This is a genomic window from Rhodococcus sp. 15-725-2-2b, assembly GCF_002259075.1.
Taxonomy (GTDB): Bacteria; Actinomycetota; Actinomycetes; order Mycobacteriales; family Mycobacteriaceae; genus Rhodococcoides.
The window spans coordinates 178,489-190,364 of record NZ_NPFL01000028.1 but is presented as its reverse complement, the minus strand read 5'-3'; the positions used below and the strand labels follow the sequence as shown (position 1 = coordinate 190,364).

12 protein-coding genes are annotated in these 11,876 nt (G+C 64.5%); 3 read left to right on the top strand and 9 right to left on the bottom strand.

Features of this window, described 5'->3' with window-relative positions; translation table 11 throughout:
* Positions 1–320 precede the first annotated feature (320 nt).
* The 3 genes from CH306_RS28680 to CH306_RS28670 form a co-directional block, all read right to left on the bottom strand.
* Positions 321–1,904, bottom strand: a complete 1,584-nt coding sequence (locus tag CH306_RS28680) for a carboxylesterase/lipase family protein (RefSeq protein WP_094648460.1) — start codon at positions 1,902–1,904, stop codon at positions 321–323.
* Positions 1,901–2,503, bottom strand: coding sequence for a TetR/AcrR family transcriptional regulator (locus CH306_RS28675; protein WP_094648461.1), 603 nt, complete (start codon positions 2,501–2,503; stop codon positions 1,901–1,903). The genes CH306_RS28680 and CH306_RS28675 overlap by 4 nt, the downstream gene beginning before the upstream one ends.
* A gap of 128 nt (positions 2,504–2,631) precedes the next feature.
* Positions 2,632–3,615, bottom strand: a complete 984-nt coding sequence (locus tag CH306_RS28670; RefSeq protein WP_094630639.1) for a YihY/virulence factor BrkB family protein — start codon at positions 3,613–3,615, stop codon at positions 2,632–2,634.
* A gap of 150 nt (positions 3,616–3,765) precedes the next feature.
* Between CH306_RS28670 and CH306_RS28665 the strand changes: the two genes are divergently transcribed.
* Both CH306_RS28665 and CH306_RS28660 read left to right on the top strand, forming a co-directional pair.
* On the top strand, positions 3,766–3,936 hold the full coding sequence (locus tag CH306_RS28665; RefSeq protein WP_027495724.1) for a CsbD family protein: 171 nt from the start codon (positions 3,766–3,768) through the stop codon (positions 3,934–3,936).
* A 222-nt stretch (positions 3,937–4,158) separates the two neighbouring features.
* Positions 4,159–4,878, top strand: a complete 720-nt coding sequence (locus CH306_RS28660) for a GAF and ANTAR domain-containing protein (protein ID WP_032396011.1) — start codon at positions 4,159–4,161, stop codon at positions 4,876–4,878.
* A gap of 120 nt (positions 4,879–4,998) precedes the next feature.
* On the opposite strand, the gene CH306_RS28655 is transcribed toward CH306_RS28660, so the two are convergent.
* The 6 genes from CH306_RS28655 to CH306_RS28630 form a co-directional block, all read right to left on the bottom strand.
* Positions 4,999–5,796, bottom strand: coding sequence for a DNA-formamidopyrimidine glycosylase family protein (locus tag CH306_RS28655; protein ID WP_094648524.1), 798 nt, complete (start codon positions 5,794–5,796; stop codon positions 4,999–5,001).
* Between the two features lie 153 nt (positions 5,797–5,949).
* The gene (locus tag CH306_RS28650; RefSeq protein ID WP_094648462.1) at positions 5,950–6,966 is read right to left on the bottom strand and encodes a zinc-binding dehydrogenase; all 1,017 of its coding nucleotides are present in this window, start codon (positions 6,964–6,966) and stop codon (positions 5,950–5,952) included.
* Positions 6,942–8,534 (bottom strand): phosphonate ABC transporter, permease protein PhnE, encoded by a 1,593-nt coding sequence (phnE, locus tag CH306_RS28645; protein ID WP_094648463.1) that lies wholly within the window; start codon positions 8,532–8,534, stop codon positions 6,942–6,944. Before phnE ends, CH306_RS28650 begins: the two co-directional genes overlap by 25 nt.
* On the bottom strand, positions 8,531–9,337 hold the full coding sequence (phnC, locus tag CH306_RS28640) for a phosphonate ABC transporter ATP-binding protein (RefSeq protein WP_179278606.1): 807 nt from the start codon (positions 9,335–9,337) through the stop codon (positions 8,531–8,533). Before phnC ends, phnE begins: the two co-directional genes overlap by 4 nt.
* Complete coding sequence (locus CH306_RS28635) at positions 9,337–10,305, bottom strand: phosphate/phosphite/phosphonate ABC transporter substrate-binding protein (RefSeq protein WP_094648464.1); 969 nt, start codon at positions 10,303–10,305, stop codon at positions 9,337–9,339. The genes phnC and CH306_RS28635 overlap by 1 nt, the downstream gene beginning before the upstream one ends.
* 41 nt (positions 10,306–10,346) lie before the next feature.
* Complete coding sequence (locus tag CH306_RS28630; protein WP_094648465.1) at positions 10,347–11,045, bottom strand: phosphonatase-like hydrolase; 699 nt, start codon at positions 11,043–11,045, stop codon at positions 10,347–10,349.
* A gap of 108 nt (positions 11,046–11,153) precedes the next feature.
* Here CH306_RS28630 and CH306_RS28625 point away from each other — a divergent pair, with 108 nt between their 5' ends.
* The gene (locus tag CH306_RS28625) at positions 11,154–11,867 is read left to right on the top strand and encodes a GntR family transcriptional regulator (RefSeq protein WP_032396017.1); all 714 of its coding nucleotides are present in this window, start codon (positions 11,154–11,156) and stop codon (positions 11,865–11,867) included.
* Positions 11,868–11,876: the final 9 nt, after the last annotated feature.

The following is an 11,876-nucleotide window of genomic DNA, read 5'->3' as shown; positions in this document are numbered from 1 at the left end:
GCTCCCCCGTGCACCGCAAGCGCGCGCGCACTTGCCATCCGCACGCGAATCAGCGCCCGATCACCCGGCAATTCCGCTCGCATCCGACGAATGCGCGCGCGTTTGCCTCAGCCCGATCGGCCAGCGAACCGGCCGACCCCCGACTCGTCCCCCGCAGTCAATCCCTACGCGGCGACAGCAGCGCTCCCCAGCCCCTGCCCCGTTCACTCGCAAACGCGCGCGCACTTGCCATCCGCGCGCGAATCAGCGCCCGATCACCCGGCAATTCCGCGCGCACCTGACGAATGCGCGCGCGTTTGCCCGTCGACCGAACCCATCTGTCAGCGCGCGAGCGAATTCCAGAAGTCGCAGTGATGCTCGGCATCGGCGTCGATCACCGAGATGTCGTCGGAGACGAACTGCAGAACGGGGCTGACGTCTGCGGTGGTACGAGGCCACGGCGGTGCATTGTCTGCACTGGGTGTTCCGGTGTGGGCGAACGAGGTGAGGTACGCGATCATCGTTCGGGCGAGATCGTGCTGCGCCGGAGTCTTCAGCAGATCGTGTCCCGCAATGTCGAAGAAGTACGGCATATCCGTCGCATGTGCGGCATCCTGTGGCACGCCGGACGCACCGACGCCACTGACGTCAGCGGTCCCGGTATCGGCGAACTCGTACGAATACACCGGCGCATTCACTGCCAGAGCCCGGTTGTTTCGGTACGTCGGGCACGACCAACCGGCATCGGTGGTCGCCGACGCCCATGCCAGCGCCGCAGACGAAAAGTTCTGCAGCGGATACAGATCGGCGACGCCGGCGGCCTCGGGTCCGAATGCATCGGCGAGGAGTGCGGGATACGAATCGGCTGTCACCGAAGTCGGATCCGCCAACAGCGCCCCACCGACGAACGAATTCTGTTCGGCCCGGTTGCCACCGGAGAACACCGGAACGTTCAGGGCTGCACCGGCTTCGACAGCACGCGCCGGATCGGCGGGTAGCAGCTCGGTACCGTAGGCGAGTTGATTGGAGAAATTCTGTCCCTGCGCTACGAGAGCATCGACGGGCAGCGCACGCAAACATTCGATCGCGCCCGAGCCCGAGCATCCCAGTTGCTGCGCCACTTCGGCTCCGGTGGCCTCGTTGTCGGCCAGCGCAACGTAAGGTCGTTGTTCGGGCACGCCCGGGTAGATCGAGTCGGTCGGAAAGTTCAACGCACACGACCCCGACATGATGGCCACCTTGTCCACCAACCCCTGCGCGGCAGGCGATGTCAGCGCAGCACACGCCGCCATACCGCCTGCGGACTCCCCGAACACGGTGACGTTGTCGGGGTCTCCCCCGAATGCTGCGGCATTGTCGTTCACCCACCGCAGGGACTGAATCTGATCGGCGAATCCGAAGTTGCCGCCCCCGTCCAGGCCGGGGAGCCCCAGGTAACCCAGCATGCCCAGTCGGTAGTTCACCGTCACCACGATGACGTTGCCCTCCGAAGCGATCCGCTGAGCTTCGTATCCGGAGCCCGCTCCAGACGTGAAACCGCCGCCGTGCCACCACACCATGACCGGCAGTGGCTCGTTCGACGTCACCAGCGGCGTCGTCACATTGAGGAAGAGGCAATCTTCGTCCGTCGTCGGTGTTCCACCGGACTCGGCCGAGCTCTGCGGACACTGCGAACCCGGCGCAGTGGCGTCGGCATCGTCGTCGGATGCCGGAAGCGGTTGTGGAGGTGACCATCTCAGATCACCGACCGGAGGCTCCGCATACCTGATGCCGAGAAATTGCCGCGTGTTCTGCGCAGCAACCCCGTGCACGGTAGCTGTGGTCGTGGCGACGTCGAGGGGCGCGCTGTCGGATGGATCCGAGGTAGATGCGCACCCGGCGAGTACCAGGAGCACGGTAGCGAGGGCGACCGGCAACTTCCTCATCGGCCGTCCGATCGTGTTGCGGCATCGAATGTTCGACGCAGCTCGTCGGCCAGCTTCACCGCATCGTCGCCAGCTCCTACTTGCCACACGGCCGCGTCGAGAGCAGCGCGAATCGTCATGGCCATGATCCGGGTGTCGAAGGACCGGAACTCACCAGTCCGCTGCCCCGACTCGAGAAGGCCGTGGACTTCGAGCATCTCGGCTCCGTGCTCGGATCGTTCACCGCGAGCGGGAGCTGTGGCGAAGATTGCCGACAGTGCCTTCATGTGCCGAGGGTAGGCAGCGTAGAACATGACGCTGCCGCCGATGAACTCCAGCAACGCTTCTCGACTCGAACCTGCCGCACGAACGAGAGGTCCGACCTCCTGTTCACCGAGTGCGTAGACGAGCTGGACGACGCCATCGAGGAGTTCCTCGCGGGTGCCGAAATGGTAGGAGATGACGCCGCGACTGATTCCGGCGCGCTCGGCGATGCGGACGAACGACGCCTTCTCCGCCCCCGCTTCCGCGATGACATCGACAGCGCAGTGGATCAGCTGTTCGCGACGGGCGTTCTGAATGAATGTGGGTTCGGGACGGTCCGCCTTGGGCGATGGCATGATCCCAACTTTAGCACTGACGCATTATTTTTCCCATGCATGTCAGAAATTTCGAGCCGTCAGGAGTGACCACGATTCGCATCCGAACACGGGATCCCGCTCGCGAGCAGAAATAGTGGACACACGGGTCACTTGGTCGGCGCGTCTTCCCCCGTCACCGAATCCGGCTCGTCGTAGGTGACCGTGATGTCCTGGAATCCTTTGTTGCGCTGCGCTTCTGCCTGTCCGGTGTAGGAGTTCTTGTCACCCTCGGTGAGTTCGACGTTGTCGGTGAACGGCGTCAACAGCGCCCGTGGGTGCAGGTGGTCGACACGCACGGCATTGATTTCGATACACAGCACGATGAGCACCGACGAGACGTAGAGAAAGCCGAGCAGGCCGAGGACGATCGCAAAGATTCCGTTGCTGGCGCTGGCGTTGCCGACGACATAGCGAATGTAGATCCCGCCGAACGATTGCAGTGCCTGCCAGATCACCGCGGCGATCGCAGCGCCGGGCAGCACCTCACGCACGGTCAGGGCTCGGGCGGTGCCGATACGGAATGCGGCGGTGAAGACCACGACGTTGACGACGACGGCCCCGACGAGCGCCAACGCACCGCCGGCAAAACCGAACACACCCGAGGACGCGACTCCGTTGAGAACGGTCAGTCCGATGATCGCCGTGCCGACGGTGCTCAGCAGCAACAGCCCTCGCAGGCGTCCCTTGATCGGATCCGGTTGTTCGTTTCGCGGGACGGACCACGCGGTGTTCATCGCGTACTGCGCGGCAAGTGACACTCCGAGTCCGCCGTACAACGACCCCACCACGCCGATGACGATGGCGGTCGTTCCGCCGCTGAGGCGGTCCGGCTGACCGAGTTGGTCACCGATGACCGGGATCTGGCTCATCGCGGAATCGATGATTCGACTCTGCAATTCGGGGTCGCCGGCCAGCACGATTCCCAACACGGTGGTGAAGAGCAGCAGCAACGGGAACAACGAGAGAAACGAGTAGTACGCGATGAGAGCCGCGAGATATCCACCTCGATCGTCGAGGAACTTGTACAGAACTGCGAGCGGGAAACCCGCTGACGGGTGCCTGCGCTGAAAGCTGTCCACCTTGCCGACCATCATCGCTCGAATGTATCCGCCGTGCCGCTCCTCGAAACGTCGACCGAGCGCGGCGTTCGATGTGACCCAGATCTCATAGGTTCGGCGTGCGCTTTCCGGTTCGAGCATCGACCAACTACTGACACCGCACGAAACGAGAAAGGGACTCACATGAGCTTCATCGACAAGGCCAAGAACGCAGCAGAAGACGCCATCGGCAAGGCCAAGGAAGTTGTGGGCGACGCCACCAACAACAAGGACCTCGAGGCCGAGGGCAAGAAGGACCAGGGTTCGGCAGGCGTGAAGAAGGTCGGCGAGAACATCAAGGACACCTTCAAGTAAGTCGCACCCGCGAGGGCCGTCGATCTGCGGATCGGCGGCCCTCGCTGCGTTTTCGGGTGCCGCCGCCGATGCTCGACGGTTCTACGTACAACCGTCCCGAAGGCAGCGTATAAAATGCACGGAGCCGACACCGTCGGCCGAATCGAGCGTCCAGCAGAAGGCGCATGATCTCGGATCTCTGCGACGAAGTCCGCAGGGGTCCCATGCGAGAGGACTGTGTGCATGCCGCACTCTTCTATCGAAGGCAACACAGCCGCATCGGCGGACGCCTCGAGCTTGGCCGAATTCGCCCGATCCTTGCGTGAGACTCGGCGCTCGATGCCGCAGACACTCGATGCGATTCTGCGTACTGCCATCACGATGATCCCGGGTGCAGTCACCGGATGCATCACCACGGTGAAAAAGGGCGAGCGGACGGTGGTCGCGTCCACCGATCCGGTCGCGGAGAAGCTGTGTCGCCTGCAGTACGAGCTCGGCGAAGGACCCATTTCCACCGAGGTTCATCACTTCGACGTCGTCGTCGCCGCCGATCTGACCGACGAGGATCGGTGGCCTCGATTCGCTGCCACCGCCGTTGAAGAGGGTTTCAAATCACTTGCTGCGTTCCAGCTCTACAGCAACGCCGACGACCTCGGTGCGCTCGTGCTCTACAGCGACCGACCCGGCGCATTCCACGCCGACGCGGTGACCATCGGTGAAGCGCTTTCTGCCCACGCTGCCATCGCGATGCTCAGCGCCCGTGACCACGAGCAGTTCCGAACCGGTCTGGCCAGTCGAGACATCATCGGTCAGGCCAAGGGCATGATCATGGAACGCTACGACCTCGACGCGGTGCAGGCCTTCGAGCTGTTGGCCAAGCTGTCACAGCAACAGAACCTCCCTCTGCACCTCGTGGCCCGTGATCTGGTGGAGACCGATCATCCGACGGACTCGACCTTCTGACGAGACGACGGGGTTTCGATTCGCCGCTCGCGAGGAATGGCTGTCAGTGGTATCGGCAGGCAACACGCGATACCCGCGGGCGGTTATCTCGTTGAGACAACAGCGATCGACCGCCCGTCGCTATTGCTCCGGTTGACAGCTCGGACACCACCACGTTCGACGCCTGTCCGGGTCACCGTTCACTTCTGCGACCACCCGAATCGATGTTCCGCACCGCAGGCACGGCTTCCCTGCTCGACCGGCGACCCAATGCGTGCTGCCCCGGCGAGTGTCCCCGGTGGTCACCTGCATCGCACCCGGGACCGTCGCCGAGTGACGCATCGCTCGTTCGAGCAACGCGACCAACCGCTGTCCGTCGACGGCGGTCGACGGAGTCCACGGCCACAGCCCGCGCAAAAAGCAGAGCTCGTTCGCCCACAGATTTCCCGGCCCGGCGATCACCCTCTGGTCCAGCAGCGTCGCGATGATCGGCCGCGTTCCCTGAGCGGCAATGTTGGCAACCGCCCGGTCTGCGTCGAACGTCGAGTGCAGTGGGTCCGGTCCCAGATGTGCGATCAGCGCGTTCATGTCCGGTGTGTATCCGTAATCGACGACCGGTAGCAGAATTCCGTAGGCAGTCGGCCCGTCGACCGCGGCGAGCCGCACCCGCACGTCGGGTCGGACACGCTGCGGAATCGAGCGACCGGCCCGCACCACCGTCCACGATCCGCTCATCCGCAGATGCGTGTGCAGCGTCGTGCCGTCGTCGAAATCGGTCAGCAGATGCTTGCCGTGGGTCCGGTGTGCGACGACGGTTCGCCCGGCCAGATTCTCGACTGCATGCGCGGGCACCTGCAGCCTTCCGGCCCGCAACGATGCGCCGTCCAATGCTCGACGCAACCTCGCGGCCAATGCGAACACTGTGTCACCTTCGGGCATGACCTCCGGGTATCCCGCTCGAACGAAACGCAATCCGAACACCGGGCCCGCATCGGCCGGATCTGATCGTCGCTCGCTACGTCGAGGGCGACGCTGTCGGCGACACGCCCCGGCCGACGTGGGCACGACAGAGCTGGTGGACAGACCCAAAACCTACGGCGCGACCGAAGATCGGAGAATTCCCGACGGCGTCGGCCGCAACACCGACGCGAGTTCGGCCAACGGCACCGGTGCCTCGACGAGGGATTCCCACGGATACTTCGCGCCGGTGTCGCGTAGGAAGGCAACGGCCTGATGGAGGTGCCGCGGCTCGTAGTTGTGGATGCCGGTGATGGTCAGCCAGTTCCGGACCACTGCTTCCGGGTCGACGGTGATCGGCGGACCCGGCGCGACGGATCCGGCAAGCACGAGCCGCCCACCGACGTCGAGTCGCCCCAACGCCGACTGCACGGCCTCCGACGATCCGGAGAAGTCGATCGCCACATCTGTTCGTGCACCGTCGTCCTCACCGGCCCCGAATGCACGAGATTGTCTCTGTCGCTCCGGGTCTCGATCGACGACCGTCACCGATGCCCCTCGCTCGCATGCCGCCGGGGCGGCGGTGACCCCCAGCATTCCGGCCCCGACGATCAGTACCCGTCGGCCGTCCAAAGCACCCGCGGCATCGAGAGCCGCCATCACCGTGGCCGTCGCACACGCTGCCGGTGCGGCGACGGCATCGGGCATGGTGTCGGGAACCCGGGCCACTGCGGTCCCGCGAGGAAGCACGATGTGTCGGGCGTAGGAGCCGCTGAGAACCCATGGGCTCTCGGCAGATTCGTGACCCACCTTGCGCACGGACGAGCACTTGGCCGTGAACCCGTGGACGCATCGACTGCATCGGCCGCAGGGCACGGTCACCGACCACACGATCCGATCCCCGACCGCCGCAGGGGATGTGGCATCACCGACGGCGACGACGCGACCGACGGCCTCGTGCCCGAGTACCGACGGGCACGCTCCGTGCCGTCGACCGGACACCGTGTGCAGATCGCTCCCGCACACCGTGGCGAGATCGACGCGCACCAGCAGATCACCCGACTCGAGGGCGGGAATCTCGATGTCCCACATCTCGATCCCGCTCCCTGTCCAGACGGCGGCCGGTGTCAGACCAGCAGTGATCTGATCCATCCGGAGATCCTTTCCACGATGTACACGACGACGAAGATGACGAGAACGATCGCACCGGCGACGTCGAAGTTCAGGGTACGAATCGACTCGAAGAGCAGGAAGCCGATACCGCCCGCACCGACGATACCGAGAATGGTCGAGGTACGAATGTTCACGTCGAGCAGATACAAGCTCGAACCGACCATCGATGGAATGGCCTGAGGGACAACGGCACTCAATGTCCTGTTCCACCAACCGCCACCCACCGACGCCACCGCTTCGAGGGGACCGGGATCGATCTCCTCGATCGCGTCCGCAACGAGTTTGCCGAGAAATCCGACGGATCCGATGGCCAGTGCGCAGGTTCCCGCCACCGGACCCAATCCGAGCGCTGCGACGAACACGACGGCGAGGATGAGTTCGGGCACAGCCCGAACCAACAGAATCCAGGATCGCGCAACCCAGTACACCGCGGGATGCGGAGTTGCGTTGCGCGCAGCCAGAACTCCGACGGGAATCGACAGCACGATGCCGATTGCGGTGGCCACGACTCCGATGGCGACGGTCTGAACGGCGGCGTCGAACAGGTCCGATCCCAAAGCGGAGAAATCCGGTGGGACCATTCGACCGAACACCTCGATCGACGGTCCGATCCAGGTCAGCAGCGAGCGCGGATCCAATTCGAGAACCACGAACGACGCCACGATCGCGAACAAGAGCACAGCCGACGCCCCGAGGCGCATCAGTCGATCGCGCTGCGGGCCGGCCGCAGACGGGACCAGCAGCATGCGGCGCAGAGCCATCGCTACAAATTCCATTGCGGCGATGATCACCAGGATCACCAACACGATTCCGAGAGCACGCGGGTAGATCAGTCCGCGGAGAGCGTCCTGCAGGGCAAAACCGATGCCGCCTGCCCCGACGAAGCCGAGCACGACCGACATGCGCAGATTGATGTCGATTCGATAGACGAAAGCGCCGATCCACGCCGGAACGACCTGCGGAACAACGGCATTGATCATCTCCCGGTAGTAGCCGGCTCCAGCGGCACGGAGCGCCTCTCGCGGTCCGACATCGGTCTCTTCGATGGCGTCGGCGAACAGTTTGCCGAGCATGCCGATGGAATGTAGTGCCAGAGCCAGGATGCCGGGCAGCACACCGATTCCCAACGCCCGGACGAACAGCACCGCGAACAGCAGATCCGGCATCGCCCGGCAGAAGGTGATGACGGCGCGCGCGATGCCGTACAGGGCCGGGTGGGGCGAGGTGTTCCGTGCCGCGAGGAACGCCAGCGGTACCGAGACGACCGCTGCGAGCACGGTGCCCAGCACTGCCATGAGCAAGGTGTCGAGCGCGAGGGAGACGATCCTTCCGGTGTCGTCGACACGCGGCGGCAGCATCCGCTCGAGCAGGTTGCCCACATCCTCGAGACCGTCGATCAAGGTCGTCGGCGCGAAGTCGATGTAGCCCGCCGAGAGCACGGTGAGAACGAGCGCGACGACACCCAGTGCCGGGAACAGCCATCGACGCCGCTGCGGATCCTTCTGCCCTGCAGTGTTCGTGGGCTTCGGTTCGACGGTGACGGTCATGTCGGTGCCACCGTGGTCATGCTCCCGGGGTCGGGCGCGATCCGTTGATAGATCGGCATGATGTCGTCACGCTGGAGACCGGCGGCGGGGCGATCGAGCACCACCCGACCGTCTCGGAGACCCACGAGGCGATGGGCCCAGCCGAGGGCGAGATCGACCTGATGCAACGTGCACACCACGGTCAGTTTCTCCTCGCTGCACACTCGCTGCAACAGATCCATCACCACGCCCGCGTTCTCGGGGTCGAGCGAGGCGACGGGTTCGTCCGCGAGGACGATCCGCGGACGCTGCATCAGGGTGCGTGCGATCGCCACCCGTTGCTGCTGTCCACCCGACAGCGTGTCGGCACGCCGTTCGGCGAAGTCCGCCAACCCGACTCGGTCGAGGCACGCGCGGGCTTCCTCTCGCATCGCTTTCGGGTAGGTGAGTGCGCCGTAGCGCGGAATCGACAGTCGGCCGATGCCTCCCACGAGTACGTTCTCGAGGCAACTCAGCCGGCCCACGAGATTGAAGTGCTGGAAGACGAAGCCGACATCTCGGCGTAGCTCGCGCACACGGCGGCGGTTCGCCAGGTCGACCCGGATGTCGAGTGCAGTGACGCTCCCCGACGTCACGGGCTGCAAGCCGTTGATGCACCGCAACAGCGTCGACTTCCCGGAGCCGGAAAGCCCGAGCAGAACCAACATCTCACTCTGATGCACATCGAGATTCACGTTCTCGAGCGCTGTGGTGGATCCGAATGTCTTGGTGACGTTGCGAACACTGACCACCACGTCGCCCCGGTCCCTCGGTGCGGACATCATCAGCCCTGGCACTTCTCGGAGCCGGTGACCTCGCATACGTGGCGCACGCCGTCGTAATCGCTGTCCTGGGCGGGAACGACGCCCCAGGCGTCCTCGTCGGTGATGCGGCATTCCTCGGCACAGATGCCGTCGGCCACGAAGGCATCCGAGTTCATGCCCTCGCTGAAGACGTCCTGGAGCTTGGCAATGGCGTCGGCACCGAGATCGTTGTTGGCTGCGAAGAGCGATCCGGCGATCATCTCGGACTTCCACACGGTCTTGAGCTCACCGGGTGCAAGTTCACCGTTGTCGATCATCGTGCGGTCGACCATGGTGTCGAACGCGAATCCGGCGTCGCAGTCTCCGGCCTTGACGGCCAGCGCCGATGCATCGTGTCCGCCGGCGTAGATCGGGGTCATCGCGGCGGAGATGTCGGCCTCGGAACCGGAGGAAATGACGTTGTCCTCGATGAGTCCCGCTGTCGGGTAGAGGAATCCGGAGGTGGAGCTCGGGTCGACGAAGCAGACCTTCTTGCCTGCGTAGTCGGCGAGACCGTTCACCGAGGCATTGTCCGAACGAGCGATCCCGTACGACTGGTAGCCGGGAGGAGTTCCCTCGTCCTGGACGACGGCACCCAGCGGTGTCATCTCCGCACCGTTGATGCCCGCGACGACGTACGCGAAGGGGCCGAAGAACGCGATGTCGACGTTGCCTGCGATCAGGCCCTCGACCACGCCGGCGTAGTCCGAGGCCTGGATGAACTCGACGCTCGCTCCGGTCTCGTTCTCCAGCCGCTCGATGACGGGGTCGTAGCTGGCTTTCAGGTCTGTGGAGTTCTCGGCGGGAATGGCTGCGAGTGTGATGGTTTCGGGGAATCCCTGCTCGGTGGTGGCTCCCTCGGATGAGCTCGAACAACCGGCTGCGACGAGAGCCGCGGCAGAGAGCACGGCCGCGGCGGTTCCGGCGCGACGGCGTGAGGTGGTGATCATGGCAGATTTTCCGTTCGGTGAGGTTCGGGCGAAGGAGGTGTTCAGGGCAGAACGATGGGGGGAAGGTCGGCGACGCTGTCGAGCACGTGGGTGGCACCCGCTTCGAGCAGCTGGGTCTCGGAGTGAGCTCCGGTGAGGACGCCGACCAACAGCGCTGCGCCGGCTCGGCGACCGGACAGGATGTCACTCGACGTGTCACCGACGACGGCGACCGCGGAAATGTCGGTCACCTCGGCGAGAAGGGCGGCCGAGAGCACGAGATCGGGGTGGGGACGGCCACGACCGGCACTCCCGGGTGCGAGGAATGCGTCCGGCAGATCCCGCCAGCCGAGCGCGTCGATGATGCGATTCTGGGTGGGTGCAGAGAATCCGGTCGTCAGGACGACGGTGATTCCGGATTCGCGAAGCTTCGTGATCGCCTGGGCCGCACCGGGTACGGGTGAGACCCCGTCGTCGATGCGGGCGTCGTAGGCCGACTCGAAAGCGCGGTTGGCGGCCTGAGCGCGGTCCTCTGTTCCGAACAGTGCGCGGAACACCTCGATCTTGGACCGACCCATCGTGTCGAGCACATAGCGGCGGGCGTCGTCACGTTCCGGACCGGCGTCGGCAAGTCCGACGGCGGTGGCTGCGGCATCGAACGATTCGAGTACCAGACCGTCGTCGGTGACAGTGGTTCCGGCCATGTCGAGGACGACGAGCTCGACGGGGGTGCTGATGTTCGGGCTGGTGGAGTTCGGCATGGGGAAGAGACTGCCGTTTGGTATAGACCATTACGTGGAACGTGAGTGAACGGACCGTGAACGTCGCACGACAATTAGGTCTAGACCAATTGATGCTATGGTTGGTCCATGGCCGTGGACACCGAACCTCGCGTACTCAAGCATCAGATCGTCCGCAGAAGCCTCGACGCGATGCTCGACGGCATGTCTGCGGGCGACGCGTTTCCGTCCGAGCGCGATCTCGCCGATCGATACGACGTGTCCCGCGAGACACTGCGTCAAGCCATCCGAGAACTGTTGGTAGCCGGTCGAATCGAACGTCGCGGCCGGGCGACGGTGGTGGCCGAACCCAAAGTGGTGCTGCCGTTGGCGATCGGCTCCTACACCGAGGCCGCGCGCGAGAAGGGCATGAGCGCCACTCGAATTCTGGTCGGCTGGGAAGTGTTCCGAGCAGACGACGTGCTGGCGGAACTCCTCGCGATCGAGATCGGTTCGGAGGTGGTGCAACTCGAACGCGTCTTCACCACCGGCGACGTGCGAGTCGGACTGGAAACGACCCGCATTCCCGCCTATCGAATCCCGGGGCTACAGGACAGTTTCGATCACCGAACGTCTCTCTATGCCGAATTGGCAGCCCGGGGAGTCACGTTCGGGCGCGTTGTCGACACCATCGAAACCGTCCTCCCCGATGCCAGGGAAGCCGCACTGCTCACCGTCGACACTCGGACACCGATGTTTCTGCTCGGCCGTGTCTCCTACGACACGGACGGTGTTCCCATCGAACACCGACGGTCGCTCTATCGCGGAGACCGGATGACCTTCACCGCCGTCATGGACGCCTGACATGACCTC